Genomic DNA, 17,777 nt, shown 5'->3' with positions numbered 1-17,777 from the left:
CTGCCCGTTTATCTCCAGCAGTCGGGGCCGGGGCTGGCACCGGCCGGCCCCGCACCACCGGGCCCCGCAGTGGCACGGTTCTTGCTTCCCCAGCCTGGTACACAGGTGTCGTCTCGTCCCTGTCACCGACATTTCGCTGGAAGGGGTGCGTCGATGGATTCAACTGCTATTCTTGAAGGATTGATTCAATCCGTAATTCAGGGGGATGAAGACAGCGCCGGTGCCCGTGTGCGCGAGGCGCTGACCGCGGGCATGGACAAGGCGGCCATCCTGGAGTACGGGCTTTCGGAGGCCATGAACCGACTCGGGAGGATGTGGGAGGACGGGGAGGTTTTCCTGCCCGAAGTGCTGCTGAGCGCTCGAGTATTCCAGGCGTGTGCTGACGCGCTCGAGGCGGCCGGAGGCGAAGCCAAGGCGCCGGTCGGGCGCTGCATGCTGGGCACCGTGCGCGGCGACCTCCACGACCTCGGAAAGAACATCGTGGGGATCATGATGAAGACCGCCGGCTTCGAGGTGATCGACCTCGGCAGGGACGTGACCAGGGAAGCGTTCGTCGAGGCCGTGAAGCATCACAATCCCGACGTCCTGGGCCTGAGTGCGCTGCTCACGACCACGATGGGTGAGCAACGCACGGTGATCGAGTGCCTGGTGAAGGAAGGCCTCAGGAACGGCGTGAAGGTCATGGTCGGCGGCGCGCCGGTCTCGCAGCGCTGGGCTTCGGAAATAGGCGCGGACGCATACGCGGCCAACGCTCAGGAGGCAGTCGAAAAGGCACGGCAGATGCTGGGGGTGCGCTGAAGTGGCCAGGATGGGATTTGACGCTCAACCGAAACTCAGAATTCTCAGCGACAGCGACATCCGCAGGATACACGAGAGTGCCCTCGACATCCTCGAGAACACCGGCGTGATGTTCAGGAGCGACGAGGCGCTGAAGATCCTCGCCGGCGCGGGGGCTGTCGTCGACTTCAAGGCCGGCAGGGCGAGGTTCCCGAAGAAGATGGTGCTCGACGCCATCGCGGGCTGCCCTCCGGGCGTCACGCTGTACACCACGGACGGTAAGCCCGCCGTGAAGCTCGAGGGGAACGAGTTCCACTACGCCCCCGGTTCCACCGCTTTGAAATCCGGCGCTGGCGACGGCCGCGATGCGAAGGAAGCGGTCTCCGCCGACCTCAGGGATATCGTCAGGCTGGTCGACAGGTTGCCGCACATTCACCTTCAGTCCACCGCGGTGGTCGTCTCCGACGTCCCGCGCGCGGTCGGCGACCTTTACAGGCTGTACATCGTCCTGAAGTACTCCAACAAGCCGGTCATCACCGGTGCATTCAGTATTGAAGGGCTTACCGACATGAAGAACATGCTGGCGGCTGTGGTGGGCGGGGACCGGGTCCTGGCCGAAAAGCCCGTCGCGGTGTTTGACGTCTGCCCGTCGCCGCCCCTGATGTGGACGGATATCAGCACGCACAACATAATGGACTGCGCGCGCTACAGCCTCCCGGTGGAGTTCATATCCATGCCGCTGAGCGGCGCCAACGCCCCCGCGACCATCGCGGGGTCGGTGCTACAGCACACGGCGGAGACCCTGAGCGGTGTAGTACTGGCGCAGGTCGTTCGTAAGGGGACGCCGGTGATCTACGGCGGCGCGCCATCGTTCTTCGAGATGCGGTTCGGAACCACTCCGATGGGATCGGTCGAGACCATGATGGTGGACGTGTGCTACGCGCAGATGGGCAAGTTCTACGGTCTACCCACTCACACGTACACGGCCACGACCGATTCGAAGCTCCTCGACATGCAGGCGGGAGTCGAGTCATCCCTCGGCTCCGTGCTGGGCGCCCTCGGCGGCATCAACGTGATATCCGGTCCGGGCATGTACGACTTCCTGACCTGCCAGAGCCTGACGAAACTCGTTGTGGACAACGAGATATGCGGGATGGTTTACAGACTGCTCAAAGGCGTCGACACCTCGGACGATGCGCTCGCGCTCGACCTCATCAAGTCGTCCGGGCCCGGCGCCGATTACCTGTCGAACCCGCATACGCTGAAGTTCTTCAAGCAGGAGCAATACGTCCCGGGACCTGTTGTCGACCGGAGGGATAGGAAGAACTGGCTGGCGCGCGGCGCGACCGACATGATTACAAAGGCTGGTGAAGCGGTGGCGAAGGTGCTGGCCGCTCCGCCGCCGGCGTCGCTTTCCGCGAACCAGTCCAGCGCTCTGGATAGCGTCGTCAGGGGGATCATGAAGAAACACGGCATTTCGTCCCTGCCGCTCGGGCCCGAGGCCGCCGGAGCCTGAGTCTTCCCGGTAGCCTATCCGGCGGCCTGCCCGCAGATTGCCCGGCATCAACGTGGAGGTAACCATTATGAGGTCATACAAGGACATACCGCTGTGGCGCGACGTCACTCCTGAGGAGTGGAACGACTGGCGCTGGCAGGTGCGCAACAGGGTCACGACGCTGGAGGAACTCAAACAGGCGATACCACTCGAGCCTGAAGAGGAAGAGGCGATAAGGCGGATCCTGAAGACGCTGCGCATGGCGATCACCCCGTACTGGGTGTCGCTGATGGACCCGGCCAACCCGCAGTGCCCGATCAGGCGGCAGGGCGTGCCGACGATTCACGAACTCGCCCACTCCCCGGCGGACATGGCGGACCCGCTGCACGAGGACCTGGACTCACCTGTACCCGGCCTGACGCACCGTTATCCTGACAGGGTGCTTCTCCTGGTGACCGACCAGTGCTCGATGTACTGCAGGCAGTGCACGAGACGGAGGCTTGTCGGTGTGCAGGACGAGGCCGCGCCGCTTGAAAGGATCGAGGCCGGCATCGAGTACGTCCGGAGGACTCCTCAGGTACGCGACGTGCTGCTATCGGGCGGCGATCCACTCCTTCTGCCCGACGACCGGCTCGAGTACGTCATCAGGCAGATCCGCGAGATACCCCACGTCGAAATAGTGAGGTTGGGTTCGCGCGCGCCGGTTGTGCTCCCGCAGAGGATCACGCCCGAGCTATGCAGTATGCTCAAGAAGTACCACCCGATGTGGCTGAACGTGCACTTCAACCACCCGTCTGAGATCACCCCCGATTCGTCGCGCGCGTGCAACATGCTGGCGGACGCCGGCATCCCGCTGGGTAATCAGACCGTGCTGATGAGGGGGATCAACGACTGCCCCACCGTTATGAAGAAATTGGTCCACGAGCTCGTCAAGATACGCGTCAGGCCGTACTACATGTATCAGTGCGACCTGAGCTGGGGGCTCGAGCATTTCCGTACGAAGGTGGCGAAGGGTATCCAGATCGTCGAGATGCTCAGGGGCCACACTTCCGGCTTCGCGGTGCCGGTTTTCGCGCTCGACGGCCCGGGCGGTGGAGGAAAGATACCTATCATGCCCCAATATCTCATATCCATGAGCGACAACAAGGTCATCCTCCGGAACTACGAGGGCGTTATCTGCGCGTACACCGAGCCGGAAGACGCCCAGTCGAACTGCCCTGAGGGCTGCGATTACTGCGAGGGCAAGGCGGACGAGTACTCGATAGGCCTGGCGAAGCTGTTCAACGACCAGGCGTCGAGCCTTGAACCGAAGGATACCGAGAGGCTGAAGCGTAGGAAGGCCTGAGGAGCTGATTGGGTGGGTCCGGGTTCCGATTTGAGTCCGGGTTACGGTAAACGACGAGTGCTCGGTGAGTTCCTGCTGTTAATGGTGGCTGTCTCGTGGGGCGCGAGCTTCGTGGCCGTGAAATACGTCCTCGGCTGGCTCGGCCCCCTGACCTTCCTCTGGCTGCGCTTCGTGGCCAGTTTCGTGCTGCTGACCGCGCTGTTCCCTTCGAGGATACTCAGGGCGAAGTGGTCCACGATCAAGGCGGGCGCCATCATCGGCTTCTTCCTCGGCATCGCGTACATGCCCCAGACCATCGCTATGCAGCTCACCTCGGTCAACATGGTCGCATTCCTGACCGGCCTCTACGTGGTCTTCGTTCCGATGTTCCAGGCGGTGTTGCTGCGGAAGAAGCCCGGCTGGCTCTCAACGGCGGGGGCCGTCACTTCGCTGGTGGGCCTCGGGGTGCTCTGCCTTGAGCCCGGGGGCCTCAGATTCGGTCTGGGTGAGGTGCTGGGGACGCTGTGCGCTGTTGGGTTTGCGATGCACATCATAGCGGTCGGTAAGTTCGCGCCCTCCGAGGATCCGGTGACGATCGCGACACTGCAGATAGGTTTCGCCGGCATCCTGACAGTCGTGGTGGGTTTGTTCCTTGAGCCGCTGCCGGGCGTACTTCCGGCGGCCCCGCTCGCATGTATGGTCTATCTTACGGTGTGCAACGTGATAGGAGCGATGCTGGTCCAGAACTGGGCGCAGCAGGTCACTGAGCCGACTCGCGCGGCGCTGCTCCTCGCCACCGAGCCGGTATTCGCAGCCATCGCGAGCTACTTCATCCTCCACGAGGCCATCGGACTGAAGGGGTTCGTCGGTGACGCACTCATCTTCCTGGGTATGATCATGTCCCAGGTGGAAGGTTTCGGGGCCGCCGCTGCGGTGGAAACGAGCGCAAAGAGCGGCGCGAAGACGGGCGCCGACGACTGATGACAGGCGTTAGCGCCGCCCGCCGGGCCGCCGCGCGGGTGCGGGAGGTGCAGGCGTGGGATACCCGAGGATAGAGATATACCCTGGACGCATCGAGGAGAACGCACGCAGGGTCGTGAACGAGTGCGCACGGTGGGGGATCGCTGTCATCGGCGTCACCAAGGGTGCGTGCGGCCACCCCGCCGTCGCGGGAGCCATGCTCCGCGGCGGGGTTTCAATGCTGGCCGACTCCAGGCTCGTCAACCTGGCCGGGCTGCGGCGGGCGGGGATAACAACTGAGCTGATGTTGATCCGGTTGCCATCCCCGTCGGAACTCGACGAACTCGTATCCCTTGCGGACCACAGCCTGAATTCTGAACCGGAAGTGATCCGCGCTATCGGCGAACGGGCGGCTGCGATCGGGCGCATGCATCGCGTCACGCTCATGGTTGACGTCGGGGAGCGTCGTGAGGGCTTGATGCCGGAGCGCGTGCGGAGTGTGTGCCGGCAGATCGCGTCGTTCAAGGGTGTCAGGCTCGAGGCGCTCGGCACCAACGTGGCCTGCCTCAGCGGCGTGCTACCTACCAGGGAGAACGTGCAGGTTCTGGTGGATCTGGCTGCCGGGGTTGGCCGGGAGTTGGGGTTCCCCGTTGGTGTCTCTGGCGGGAACACCGCGACCACAATCCTCATGGAGTCAGGCGAAATGCCTGCGGGCGTGACGCACCTTCGGATAGGCGAGGCCATACTGAACGGGACCGACACGTCGAATCAGCGCGTCGTCCCGGGGACCCGGAGCGACACGTTCAGGCTGGTTGCCGAGGTCATCGAGGTGCAGCACAAGCCCTCCAGGCCCGAGGGGCCAACCGGGGTTGACGCGTTCGGCCTCAAGCCCGCGTTCGTCGACAGAGGGGTACGGGTGCGGGCCATCGCCGCAGTCGGTAAGCAGGACGTCGAGATCGGCGGCCTGAAGCCGTGCGACCCCGGCGTCTCGATAATCGGCGCATCGAGCGACCATCTCATTCTGGACGTGACCGACGCGGCCGCACCGGTGCGGCCCGGGGGCTTCGTGGAGTTCTGGGTACAATACCCCGCGATGCTCCGGCTGATGACGTCGGAGTACGTGGAGAAGGCCGTAATCTCACGCTCACCGTAGGTGTTCGGCAGGCCTTCACCCGGACGGGCATCCACCCCAGGTTGCGTTCTTGATACTGAGCGAAAGGTCGCTGCCTATACAGACTCCGGCGCTTTGTGGCGCCGGAGTCTGTATTCCTCTCCTAGCAGCACCACCTCTTCGTCAAGGCTTTCGGTCATCCAGCAGCTTCCCGAGTTCGTGAGCCCATGAATGATAGCACCTTAGCCTCTGTCTGTCGGGCTGATACTTGGACGACACATGGTGGGCTTCGTCTGTAGTCTTGAATGTCATGACTATCCGCTGGACTAGACCTGAATCGACTCCGCATTCCGTCAGTAGTCTGGCAACATCTTTAGAGTTAAGTTTGCCCGGGTCTTTCCATTGTCCCTTGTGTCTTAGATAGATCTGGGAAGTCACATCAGTCACGACCAGCCGTATCTCTTCCTCTGCCTGCTGCATCTTCACCTCGAGTGCGCCCGGGTCCTTCAGTATAGCGTCGACCAGATCCAGGCGGTTACTCCACTTCTCCCACGAAGTCCCCTGAACGTGCGGACCCAGTCTAGTGTATCCCGTTATCTGATAATAGCGCCCATTCAACATTCGACAACGCGTTCGAACGCTGTCAAGCCATGGGGACTGATGGGATAATAGGATAACCTGCTTGCCTTCCTCGACTAGCTTGAGGATCACCTCGATGAACTGCGTTTCGTGTTGATCATCCCACGACTGGATGGGGTCGTCTATAAAGAGGAAGCCGAAGGGGCAGTCTTTGGATAGGTTGGTTGATATGCTAATAGCGAGGCCCAGAGCATTGAGTTTCGATTCGCTAAGTGACGAGACGGCACTTACCAGGTCCTTTCCATAAGAGGCTGCCTTGACCTGTATTCGGCGCGCTTTCAGCTCACCTGACTTGGTTCGTTCCATGTCGAAACCATTGAAGTGCACGTCAGGATCGACCGTCGTCCTTATCAGGTCATACCACTTCATTACCTTTGTCGTCAGATCGGTTGACACCAGAGAATACACGGTGCTGGCAACGTATGTGTCGACGGACTTCTTCAGATCCTTGAGGCCCTCCAAGATGTCACGAATCGCACACGCCTTTTTCATCGTGCCCCAGTGCTGGAACAGATCTACAAGCGCTGCGATTTCCTCAGTTCCTGCAGCCTTGTCTATCTCGGCTTGCAGGATCCTAATGACATCCGTAACCGGCTGCAAAATATTGGCAACCAAGTCCGAGAAGCTCCTGGCAGTCACGATGTAAGTGTTAAGTGACCCCGCCAGATCCTTTAGAAGAGAAGAGTCCGGGGTCCCGCTGCCTATTCGAAGATTGAGAGCCTTGAACGCCTCGGAGACTTTGGCGTACGCTTTCCCCAGATTCTGCTTACTAGGTTCTATCTGCTGGACAGCCTTCTCGAGCGATTTGAAATGGTGCTCGTTTTGCGTGCCGAGGATGGTCTTGATTTGAGCCATCATCGATTCACTGCTGGGTAGGTTTGCAGCCTTCCTGACGTGGCGGGTATGGAATGACGAGATTCGGGTTTCCAGATTAGTCAAGAGCGACTCGAGTTCTGCACGTTGCTTTGTAAGCCCTCTGACATGCTCGGTTTGCCGAGAGACCTCCGCATGCTGCTCTCGGACATGCTCGAGAAGGCTGGAACCCATGTCTTGACCGCAAAACGGGCAGATGTCCGGGTTCCGTTCTGTGAGGCGTAGGCCCACGCCAAGGAATTGAGCGATTTCCATGAGGCTACTCACAGTATCAAGAGCCGCCAACTCCATGTACTTGGATGCGAACTCCTCCGAAAGCAGGCTGAGAAAGTATTGTTCATCGTCCGCATTGGCTTTGATATCCTGTTCGGAAAATCCCTCTATAGACAGGCGACCTCCCAGCACCCTGCTCCTGGCTTCTTCGCACTGTCGATTCAGCTCTAGGCCCAAACGATCGTCAGGAGTGCCCTGAGGCGCCCGTTTCTTCGCCTCCGCGAGTAACAGGCGATACACCTCTGGCAAGCCCGCCTTCCCCTTTTTCAGAGCCTTAGATATGGCAGCGAATGGCACTCTCAAGGCAAGGCTGGCCTCGATGCGAGATGCATTGTCGAGGACCTCCTTAACCTCGCGTGGGACTCTGGCTTCGGGTTTGGTAGCCAGAGACGTGAAATCCTTTTGGGCTTGATCGAGGTCCTCCAGTCCGAGAAGGCGGGCAAAGGCCTGGAACCTCTCATCAGGCTTAGCCCAGAGTAAGTACTTCAGGGCATGTTGGAGAACGAATGGCTTCGGCGTTGCACTGAAGCCGAGCGGCCAATTGTCGACCTTCGAGCCGTTAAAGGAGCGCGTGATCTGGTCGTTCTCTCCCAGATCTCCCCGCAGCTCATATCTGTTAGATCCATCGACGAAAACTGCCTCAACAAACGGGGCGAGGCTGGGCGCTAGATGGCAGTTTCGGTAGCAGCCCTTAAACTCATCCTTGGACTCGGCCTTCTCAACTTTAGACGTCACTCCATAGAGGAGCCACTCCAAAGCCTCGGATATGCTGGTCTTCCCGTAGCTGTTGGGGCCATGGATGAGCGTAAGGGCGTTGTGAAAAGTGAACGTTCTTGCCTCGTTGAAGCCTCGGAATCCCTGAATTGTAATGCTCTCAATCTTCATGGCGCAGCACCTCGACGAGAATCTCGTCAAGCTCGGCCTGCACGCCAGTTATTGGTTCTGAACCTGCGTAAACCTCAACCAGCCGCTTGTGTATCGGGTCCTTAAGTTGGCCAATGAGACTGTCTATGAAACCCTGCCTCTTCGACGTGATGTCATCTTGGCCATCCATGCCAAATGCCCCCCGTGGGAATATGATCGTACAACTTAATCATACCATAATTCACCAAATGGAGAAGATTGCAATCTGTTGTCAGATTCGTGCAGCCCGGGTATCAAACTACGCTGGAGCGAGAAAACGCTGACCGATCGATAGCCCGGGCATGCTGGCTTCGAAATGGCGGCTCAGCCAGCGAGGGCGTCAGGGGACTCCAGTCTTGGAGGGTCAACTACCAGCCCGGGTGTCCAGGCTCTTGAGATGACGAGGACTCACGCTGTTGGGTCGTGCTCGCACTGCATCGCTTGATTGTTATTTATTCCAGCGCCCGGGCGAACTCATCCTTGGTCAGGCTGGCTCGGCGCAGCATTTCATGGAGGAGGCTGCGAGGGATCTCGTCGTTATGCTTTCGGCTTATGCATACGGTTTGAACACGGCCTTGTTCATCCACATGGCGCCAAACTTCATGGCGCCCCTTGTGGCGGACTGGAACGGACCCCAGGCGACTTATCCCCTTGCGAAAGTCATTGAATGTGTAGCCCGAGGGCGCGCGATACTGCGCGATACTGGATGCGGCCAGACCTCGTGGAAAGACGTACGTACTATTGCCCGAAGACGATGGGTCTGTAACAGTGCGGTATGACCCGCTGGGCTTGGCTGCGAATGGCCGAGATGGGCATGAGGCGGTAACGGATCTAATCGAGCAGATTCGCCTTTACGCCGAGGTTTTCGTCGACGACATAGACCTTCGGGGACCCTATCACATAAGGTGAAGGCCGGCACGCAATAGCCACCGCTCTTCACACGGGCCGCAAGGCTGCATGACTCACATTGCGTTTAGACCGCCCCTTCGTTGGAAACCACTGATCGGGGAAAGATGATTCGGGGGGCGGTACTGTGTCCATCAGGGTTATCCTGTGGGGACTCGGCGCGATGGGGTCGGGTGTCGGCAGGGTCCTCATGCGGCGGCCCGGCGTCGAGATCGTCGGGGCGATCAGGGCGAATCCGCTCAAGGCGGGTATGGACCTCGGCGAGGCCCTGGACCTCGACGAACGTACCGGCGTAACAGTCACTACGGACCCCGGAACGGTCATCGGCAAGGCCGGCGCGGACATCGTAATCCACTCCACCGGCTCGTTCGTGAAGGAGGTCTACCAGCAACTCGAGGAGTGCGCAAGGGCGTCCCTCGACGTGATCTCCATCGCGGAGGAGATGGCGTACCCTTGGATGGGTAGCCCTCACCTGGCCGCCTCGCTCGACGCAACGGCTAAGGAACACGGAGTTAGTATACTCGGGACGGGCGTGAACCCCGGATTCGTTCTCGACGCGCTGATTGTGACACTCACCGGCGCCTGTACCAGGGTTGACCGCATTCACGCCTCCCGGATAAACGACCTTTCACCTTTCGGGCCGACGGTCATGCGGACGCAGGGGGTGGGGACCAGCCCCGAGGAGTTCCAGGAAGGGGTCAAGCGCGGGACTATTGTGGGGCACATAGGGTTCCCCGAGTCCATGGCGCTGATAGCACGCGCCCTGGGCTGGAGACTCGACAGGGTGGAGGAAACGCGCGAGCCCATCATCTCTACCGTCCGGAGGGCTACACCGCACGTGCAAGTCGCTCCGGGCATGGTGGCGGGCTGCAAGCACATTGGGAAGGGTTTCGTGGACGGCAAGGAGGTAATTACCCTCGAACACCCGCAGCAGATACACCCCGAGGTCGAAGGCATCGAGACCGGCGACTACATAAGCATTGAGGGCGAACCGGGGATCAATCTCAGCATCAAGCCCGAAATCCCGGGCGGGACCGGCACTATCGCAGTGGCGGTGAACATGATCCCCCACGTGCTGAACGCCCCGGCGGGGATCGTCACCATGAACGACCTCCCGCTCCCGAGGGCATGGATGTCCGACATCCGCGAAGTCCTCGGGGTGATGCCGGCCTACCGCTACCCCGGTGACGAAATCGTGGCCGGGGCAGGGGCCGGCGGGGCGGCGGCCGGCGGGGTAGCGGCGCGGCCGCAGGACACCACCAGATCCGTTGGCGCCGAGGGCATAACCGGGGTGGTCGACTGATGGGCAGGGCAGGGGACTGGGTACAGGTGTATGACGTCCTGCTGAAGCCGGGCGAAAGGGCGCCGCAGGTCCCGGAGGACACGCAAGGTGTGCCGCTCGAGATGCGGGTCAAAGGGTTCCTGGAGCACGACGCCATGCTTGGAGACCACGCGACCGTGAGGACCATGACCGGCCGCCTGGTGGAAGGGACACTCGTCGCGATAAATCCCGCTTACCCCCATGATTTCGGGCAGCCGGTGCTCGAACTCCTGGTCGCGGGGGAGGAGTTTCGGGCCCTCCTGGAGCGCGAGGCGGAGGCACAGAAATGAGCGCCGCCGCCTCTGGCGCTTCTCCGTTCAATCCCGCGTGGCAAGAGCCGGTCGACGCGCAGCGCCAGGGGATGTACAGCTACCAGGCGGTGATGGCGCGGCGGCCCGAGATCATCCTTCGTTCGGTCGGGATCGACTACGACCGGTTCTCGACAGGGCGCCTCTCGTTCGATTACGAGGGGATGATGCGCGAGGCAGGGTACACGCTGGACGAGGTGAGGGGTATCCAGGCCGAGACCGGCGTGGGCAACACACCGCTGATCGAACTCAGGAACATAACCAGGCTCGTCAGGAGCATCTCGCCCCCCGGCAAAGGTGCTACCATCCTGGTAAAGGACGAGGCGTGCAACCCCTCCGGAAGTTTCAAGGTCAGGCGCGCCAGCGTTTCAGTCTACCATGCGAAGAGGCTTGGGTTCAAGGGTGTGATAGCAGCCACAAGCGGCAACTACGGAGCCGCCGTCGCCTCGCAGGCGGCCGTCCGCGGCCTCAAGTGCATCGTTGTGCAGGAGGCGTACGACAGCCGGGGGATCGGCCAGCCCGAGATAATGGAGAAGGCCCGCGCGTGCGAGGCCTACGGCGCGGAGGTCGTGCAACTGAGCGTGGGGCCGGAGCTGTTCTACGTTTTCCTGAGGCTACTCGAGGAAACGGGCTACTTCAACGCATCGCTGTACACACCGTTCGGGATCGCGGGCGTTGAGACCCTTGGTGCCGAGGTCGTGGAGCAGGTCAGGCGGGAGTACGGGCGAAACCCGGACGCGGTCTGCATCACCCACGCCGGCGGCGGCAACGTGACCGGGACGGCGAGGGGAATACTGAAGACGATCGCCGGGAGCGCGCGTCCCAGCCGGAGCGCGCGTCCCACGGTCATCGGGGTAAGCGTCGACCTGGCGGGCCTGCACATGGCGTCGGACTCGGACTTCAACAGGAAGTCCTTTACAACCGGCCACACTGGCTTCGGCATCCCGTTCGCCACCTGGCCTGACAGGTCGGACGTCCCGCGCAACGCGGCGAGGCCACTGAGGTACATGGACAGGTATGTAACGGTGACTCAGGGCGAGGCGTTCTACGCCACCGAGATGCTCGCGTCGCTCGAGGGGCTGGAGCGGGGTCCGGCGGGCAACACGTCGCTGGCAGCCGCGGTCGCGATCGCACGGGAGATGGACGGGGACCAGATCATCGTCGTGCAGGAGACAGAATACACGGGCGCGGGGAAACACCCCACCGCGCAACTCACTTTCGCCCGGCGGAACGGGGTGGAGGTCAGGCGAGGGAATCCGGCCGGCAGCGTGCCCGGCCGCTCCATAATAATACCCGAACACCCCGCCCAGATGTCCGTCCGCGACCTGGAACTGGACCGCATCCGCGCATCGCTCATAAGGAATGCGGTCCGGAACTCGGGGGTGTCCGAGGTGACTGTGGAAGATGTGCGGTTCCTCGCCGAGGAGACCCGGAGAGACGATGGATTCGTGACCTCCGTCCTCAGTGACCTGGGCGTGACTATCGCAGGTGGGGGGTGAACCTGGGAGTTGGTCCGTCGCGCAGACAATTTCGAACAGAGGCGTAAATCCATCGCCGGCCTCTCCGATGATGAACTCCACAGGCGGTTCTGGTCAGCCACAGCGCGGGTGGTCGACCCGCTCATCGAGCTCGCGAGGACGCACACATCGCCCTCCATTGAAAGGTCGGTGCTGCTGAGGATGGGGCTCTCCAGTCTCGAAGCGCGAGCGATTGTGGAAAAGTGCGTGGAGAAAGGCCTGCTCGGAAAAGGCGCCGGAAACGCGGTCTACCGCCTGGCGTGCCGGCGGGGGTGCAGCATAAACGAAGCGGGCGCCGATCTGGCGTCCGGCAGGGGCTGGGACGAGGTGCAGAAGGAGTTTGAGATCCAATGAACGCCGAAGGTCCGGCCGGTGCGGGGCAGCCGCTGGAGCCGTCGACACAGCCGGCGGGCCCCTCCGGCCCAGCCGGTCACGCCGGCCAGGTTCCCCCGGGCGTCCTCGACCCGTCGAGGAAGCTCGACGTGTACGCGATCCTGGAGGGTCTCGAGCACTACCGCCCGAGGCGGAAAGGGTGGACGTGGAGGGCTGGCGCCCGCGAGCCGCGCCGGATGTGGCAGTTCGACTACCTGGAGACAAGCGAGCAGTTGCCACGCGGTATTCCGCTCCCCGCAGCGAGGAACTTCGGCGGGATCGACCCTCAGCCGGACTGCGTGGTCACGACCGAGATCGCCTCGGGCCGGTTCGAGGACGACCTCAGGAGAATGAGGATGGCGGCGTGGCACGGCGCCGACCATATCATGGTGATTCGCACCGCGGGGCAGAGCCATTTCGACGGGCTGATAGAAGGCACGCCCGAGGGCGTCGGTGGTGTGCCCATAACGAGGAAGCAGCTACGTGCCACGCGGAAGGCGCTCGATCTCATCGAAGATGAAGTGGGCCGGCCGATCAACTTCCACTCTTACGTGTCAGGGGTCGCGGGTCCGGAGATGGCCACGCTGTTCGCGGAGGAAGGCGTGAACGGCGCCCACCAGGACCCGCAGTACAACGTACTGTACAGGAACGTAAACATGCTGCGGTCATTCGTCGACGCCGCCGCGGCCAAGGCGATAATGGCATCGCAGGGCATGATACAGATCGACGGGGCTCACAACGCCAACGCCACCGCACGGGAGGCGTGGAAGGTGATGCCCGAGCTCATCGTGCAGCACGCAATCAACTGCTACTTCTCCATGAGGGCGGGCGTGCCGCAGGAGAACATCTGCCTTTCGACGGTCCCGCCCACCGCGCCGCCCGCCCCGAACGTCAGGATCGACCTGCCCTACGCCGTTGCGGTCCGCGAGTTATTCCGGGGCTTCAAGTTCAGAGCCCAGATGAACACCCGCTACATCGAATCGGACCAGCGCGAAGCGACCGTCACGCACGTCCTCAACCTGCTGATTACCAGGCTCACCTCGGCGGACATCCAGAGCACGATCACGCCCGACGAGGGCCGGCAGGTGCCGTGGCACTTCAACAACATCGCGGCGATCGACACGGCGAAGCAGGCGCTCGCCGGTATGGACGGCCTCCGCGAGATGGTCTCGCTCAACATGGACGGCCCGCTTGGGGCGAGGGTGCGAGAAATCAAGGAGAGGGCGCTCCTGTTCATGGAGGAAATCGCCGAGACCGGCTACTTCGAAGCGGTCGCGCGCGGCTTCTTCGTTGACTCCGGGTATTACCCCGAGCGCGCCGGCGACGGAATCCCTCGCTCTCCCGGCGGGGGAGCCGGCGCGGGCACGGTGGTCCCGAGGGACCCCGATTACATGGCCCCTGTCTGCTACCATTTCGGCGTGAACAATCTGCCGCGCGGCGCGGAATACCCGGGCGCGCGGCCGGGTGCGATGACCGGCGCGGGGCCGGGCATGGAACCAGCCACGCGGCCCTGCGACCTCATCGACGGCTGCACACTGTGCGACCCCTCGAAGATAAGGTTCATAGACGAGCTCGACGAAGAGGACAACGTGAACGAGCGGCTTGCGAGGACAGCCGGACACAGGGAGTCCGGGCTGATCAGGCCCGAGGTACAGTGGTACGCTGACGGCTACGTCGAGCTGCGGTTGTTCCTTCCCGCCGCGGAGGAGACGGCTCAACACGCCGCGCTGGAGATCGCCCGGCGCATGGGCATCCGCGAGGCCGAGGTCGTCCACAGCCAGGCGATGCACCCCGCCGAGGGGACGCTGGTCGAGGTGAAGGGCACGGTGGAGTACGACATCGATCCCCGCGACCTGGTTATACCGGAGAAGCAGGCGCGCCTGCCGGAGGACGAAATCAGGCGCAGTGTCGGGGAGCGGCCGCTCAGGGTAGTCGCCGCCACGATCGGGGAGGACGAACACTCGGCGGGAATGCGCGAGATCATCGACGTGAAGCACGGCGGCATCGAAAAGTACGGAATCGAATGCCATTATCTTGGGACATCGGTCACCATCGAGAAGCTGGTCGACGCAGCCGTTGAGATCGACGCTGAAGCGATACTCGCCTCCACGATAATCACTCACGCCGGCATACACCGCATCAATCTAAGGAGGCTTCACGACGCCTGCGTGGAGAAGGGTATACGTGACAGGGTGCTCCTGATCGCCGGGGGTACGCAGATCTCCGACGAAGTAGCGCGGGACTGCGGGATGGACGCGGGGTTCGGGCGTGGCACGAAAGGCAGCGACGTCGCAAGTTTCATCGTGAGGCACCGCGTGAGGAACCTCCCCGCCCGCCGGGGGATACCCCCCTCTTGAGAGTCGACGTCCTCGTAGCCGAGGTCGGGAGCACCACGACTCTGGTCAACGCGTTCAGCGGCGTATTCGCCGGGAGCGGCCGGTCGCGCCTCGTGGGACAGGGGATCGCCCGCACAACCGTGCTGGAGGGCGACGTAACCGCAGGACTGCAAGAGGCGGTGAAATCCCTCGAGGATTCCCTTGGCGCGAGGCTTACGTGGGACTCCATGCTCGCGTCTTCAAGCGCGGCCGGTGGCCTGCGCATGACCGTGCACGGCCTGGCTTACGAAATGACCGCCCGCGCCGCGCGCGAGGCGGCGCTCGGCGCCGGCGCCATCGTCAGGATGATTACGGCGGGGCCTATGACCCCCCGGGATGGTGAGACCCTCGCCAGGATTCGCCCCAGTATCATCCTCCTGGCCGGTGGGGTCGACCACGGTGAGCGCCATACCGTCGTGCACAACGCCCGCGTCATCGCATCCCTGCGGCTTCATGCGCCCGTCGTATACGCTGGCAACGTGGCCGCGCGCGAGGAGGTAACCTCGATCCTGCACGGGGCGGGTCTTCGGGTGATGCCCGTGGCCAACGTCTACCCCAGGATCGATCACCTGAACGTGGAACCCGCCAGGCGGGCCATCCAGCGCGTATTCGAGGAGCGCATAGTGGTCGCCCCCGGAATGGAGAAGATCAGGGACATGGTAGACGGCGCGATCGTACCCACCCCTGGCGCCGTCATGAACGCGGCCGGACTCCTGTATCGCGAGATCGGCGATCTTGTCGTGCTGGACGTCGGCGGCGCCACCACCGACGTCCATTCCGTGACCGAGGGCTCGGAGGAGATAAGCAAGATACTTTCTTCACCCGAGCCGCTCGCCAAGCGGACTGTGGAAGGCGACCTCGGGGTTTTCGTCAATGCGGCGAACGTCGCGGAGCGGATCGGCTGGGGCCTGCTCGACCGCGAGATGGGGGCGGATTCCCGGTCCCTGCTGGAATCGATGGTCTCCGCCGGCCACGCCATTCCCGAGACGCCGGCGGAGACCGCGCTCGTGGAGAGGCTGGCGCTTGAGTGCGCCCGGGTCGCCTTGCAGCGCCACGCGGGGGTAGTGCGGACCGTCGCCGGATACTCGGGGATGTCCAGAATTGCCGAGGGCAAGGACCTCACGCGGGTAAAATGGGTAATCGGCACGGGTGGGGCGCTGGCCAGGCTGGCGGGGGGCCGCGGCATCATCGGCACGATACTGGAGCGCGTGGCTTGCGCCGGAGCGTGGGGCGGGCAGGCGCTGTACCCGTCCTCGGCGGAGGTGCTCATCGATAATGACTACGTCATGTCTTCCGTTGGAGTGCTCGGGTTGTCCCATCCAGAGGCAGCAACACAGATATTGAAGCAGAGCCTGGGAGTCTAGATAGGGCGAGCGCTCACACGCAAGGCGCACAGTTTAGTTGCCGGGGACCCCGTCCGTCGCGGCGCCCTCGCCTTGCCAGGAAACGTATCCTGTAATAGTTACTTCGTCCACCTCGGAGAGGTCGATGTCGCGGCGAGTCTTGTAGTACCTGTTCTGAGGATCTTTCGTGAGTACGACCAGCGGCCTGTCCAGCGCCCGGTAATTTATCCTTTTGACGACCGCGGTCTCGCCCGTGGACAACAACACACTGGTGGCAACCGGATACGGCGCTATGACGGAATGCAACGCATCGACCATCTCCGGGTCGAACAGGGACCCCGCGTTCTCGGAGATGAACGCCAGCGCCTCCGATGGGTGTAGCGCCTGCTTGTACGGCCTATCGGACGTTATCGCGTCGAACACGTCGCACACGGCGCAGAGCCGCGCGTGCTTCAGTATCTCCTGTTCCCTCAGTCCGCGCGGGTAGCCGCTACCATTCCACCGCTCGTGATGCTGCAATGCCACGTGCGCCGGCAGAAGGCCGACGTTCGCCTTGCGGAGGAAGTCGAATCCGGCCGTCGTGTGGGTCTTGACCACCTCGTACTCCTCGTTGTCCAGCCGTTCTTTCTTGTTCCACAGCGATTCATCCACGGCCACTTTCCCGACGTCGTGGAGCAGGGTGCCCATCCCGAGGTCGAGCAGATCCTTCCTGTTGTACCCCAGGACCCTGGCCGAGGCCATCGCCACGAGCGCCACCTGTACGGAGTGGGCGAAGGTGTAGTCGTGCAGGGACTTGATATCCAGCAACCCAATGACGACCTCGGGTCTGGAGATGATCTCGTCGACCAGCATCTGGGCCACCCTGGCCAGCCTCGAGGTCACGTCCGGCCGGGCTTTGGTCTTGCCCGCCGCCATCGCCTGGGCGGTAAAGGTGGACGCCGCCTGGCCGGTCGCTGCCATCTTACCCATCTTACCTATCTTACCCACGCCCGTGAACTCCATTATGCAGGACATGACCTCTCTGCGCGTTTCGACGGTGACCAACTCGGGGAGCTCTACCTCCTCGAGATCGTCGGCGACGTAGAGGGAGGTATAGCCCTGCTGCACAAGCAGGTCTATGTATCTCTGGCGCAAGGTAAAACCGGCGGCGAGGATCAGGCGACCCTCGGAATCGAGGACCGAACGACCCAACCTCATGCCGTGTGTGGCGAGCTTGGCAGGAATGAGCCTCACGATGACCCCCCAATTACCTTATCGATGATTCCGCCGCTTCGAAATAG

The 17,777-nt window shown here is 62.5% G+C and carries 15 protein-coding genes; 11 read left to right on the top strand and 4 right to left on the bottom strand.

The window, feature by feature from the left end; genetic code table 11:
- The first annotated feature begins 153 nt into the window (after window positions 1–153).
- The 5 genes from HPY55_03935 (at window position 154) to HPY55_03915 (ending at window position 5,709) form a co-directional block, all read left to right on the top strand.
- Window positions 154–798: a corrinoid protein gene (locus HPY55_03935; protein NPV69786.1), complete on the top strand. Its 645-nt coding sequence runs from the start codon at window positions 154–156 to the stop codon at window positions 796–798.
- A gap of 1 nt (window position 799) precedes the next feature.
- Complete coding sequence (locus HPY55_03930) at window positions 800–2,293, top strand: hypothetical protein (GenBank protein ID NPV69785.1); 1,494 nt, start codon at window positions 800–802, stop codon at window positions 2,291–2,293.
- A 67-nt stretch (window positions 2,294–2,360) separates the two neighbouring features.
- Complete coding sequence (gene ablA / locus HPY55_03925) at window positions 2,361–3,617, top strand: lysine 2,3-aminomutase (GenBank protein ID NPV69784.1); 1,257 nt, start codon at window positions 2,361–2,363, stop codon at window positions 3,615–3,617.
- 12 nt (window positions 3,618–3,629) lie between these two features.
- Window positions 3,630–4,577 (top strand): DMT family transporter, encoded by a 948-nt coding sequence (locus HPY55_03920; protein NPV69783.1) that lies wholly within the window; start codon window positions 3,630–3,632, stop codon window positions 4,575–4,577.
- A gap of 55 nt (window positions 4,578–4,632) precedes the next feature.
- Window positions 4,633–5,709, top strand: coding sequence for an alanine/ornithine racemase family PLP-dependent enzyme (locus HPY55_03915; GenBank protein NPV69782.1), 1,077 nt, complete (start codon window positions 4,633–4,635; stop codon window positions 5,707–5,709).
- Window positions 5,710–5,850: 141 nt separating this feature from the next.
- Here HPY55_03915 and HPY55_03910 read toward each other — a convergent pair whose 3' ends face one another.
- The 3 genes from HPY55_03910 to HPY55_03900 form a co-directional block, all read right to left on the bottom strand.
- On the bottom strand, window positions 5,851–8,337 hold the full coding sequence (locus HPY55_03910) for an AAA family ATPase (protein NPV69781.1): 2,487 nt from the start codon (window positions 8,335–8,337) through the stop codon (window positions 5,851–5,853).
- The gene (locus HPY55_03905; GenBank protein ID NPV69780.1) at window positions 8,327–8,506 is read right to left on the bottom strand and encodes a hypothetical protein; all 180 of its coding nucleotides are present in this window, start codon (window positions 8,504–8,506) and stop codon (window positions 8,327–8,329) included. The genes HPY55_03910 and HPY55_03905 overlap by 11 nt, the downstream gene beginning before the upstream one ends.
- A gap of 301 nt (window positions 8,507–8,807) precedes the next feature.
- A complete protein-coding gene (locus HPY55_03900) occupies window positions 8,808–9,200 on the bottom strand; it encodes a type II toxin-antitoxin system HicA family toxin (GenBank protein NPV69779.1) in 393 nt (130 codons plus the stop codon).
- 224 nt (window positions 9,201–9,424) lie between these two features.
- Between HPY55_03900 and HPY55_03895 the strand changes: the two genes are divergently transcribed.
- The 6 genes from HPY55_03895 (at window position 9,425) to HPY55_03870 (ending at window position 16,518) form a co-directional block, all read left to right on the top strand.
- The gene (locus tag HPY55_03895; protein ID NPV69778.1) at window positions 9,425–10,564 is read left to right on the top strand and encodes an NADP-binding protein; all 1,140 of its coding nucleotides are present in this window, start codon (window positions 9,425–9,427) and stop codon (window positions 10,562–10,564) included.
- Window positions 10,564–10,872, top strand: a complete 309-nt coding sequence (locus tag HPY55_03890; GenBank protein NPV69777.1) for a 2-amino-4-ketopentanoate thiolase — start codon at window positions 10,564–10,566, stop codon at window positions 10,870–10,872. Before HPY55_03895 ends, HPY55_03890 begins: the two co-directional genes overlap by 1 nt.
- A 71-nt stretch (window positions 10,873–10,943) precedes the next feature.
- The gene (locus HPY55_03885) at window positions 10,944–12,389 is read left to right on the top strand and encodes a PLP-dependent lyase/thiolase (GenBank protein ID NPV69776.1); all 1,446 of its coding nucleotides are present in this window, start codon (window positions 10,944–10,946) and stop codon (window positions 12,387–12,389) included.
- 9 nt (window positions 12,390–12,398) lie between these two features.
- On the top strand, window positions 12,399–12,761 hold the full coding sequence (locus tag HPY55_03880; GenBank protein NPV69775.1) for an ornithine aminomutase: 363 nt from the start codon (window positions 12,399–12,401) through the stop codon (window positions 12,759–12,761).
- Window positions 12,758–15,136, top strand: a complete 2,379-nt coding sequence (locus tag HPY55_03875; protein NPV69774.1) for a LuxR family transcriptional regulator — start codon at window positions 12,758–12,760, stop codon at window positions 15,134–15,136. Before HPY55_03880 ends, HPY55_03875 begins: the two co-directional genes overlap by 4 nt.
- Window positions 15,133–16,518, top strand: a complete 1,386-nt coding sequence (locus HPY55_03870) for a DNA mismatch repair protein MutL (GenBank protein NPV69773.1) — start codon at window positions 15,133–15,135, stop codon at window positions 16,516–16,518. Before HPY55_03875 ends, HPY55_03870 begins: the two co-directional genes overlap by 4 nt.
- Window positions 16,519–16,551: 33 nt before the next feature.
- Here the strand turns inward: HPY55_03870 and HPY55_03865 are convergent, their stop codons facing one another.
- The gene (locus tag HPY55_03865) at window positions 16,552–17,730 is read right to left on the bottom strand and encodes an HD-GYP domain-containing protein (protein NPV69772.1); all 1,179 of its coding nucleotides are present in this window, start codon (window positions 17,728–17,730) and stop codon (window positions 16,552–16,554) included.
- Between the last annotated feature and the right edge of the window lie 47 nt (window positions 17,731–17,777).

This window comes from Bacillota bacterium (assembly GCA_013178305.1).
In the GTDB taxonomy this organism is placed as follows: domain Bacteria; phylum Bacillota; class Sulfobacillia; order JABLXB01; family JABLXB01; genus JABLXB01.
The sequence above is the reverse complement of the archived record's forward strand: the minus strand, read 5'-3'. Positions and strand labels throughout refer to the sequence as shown.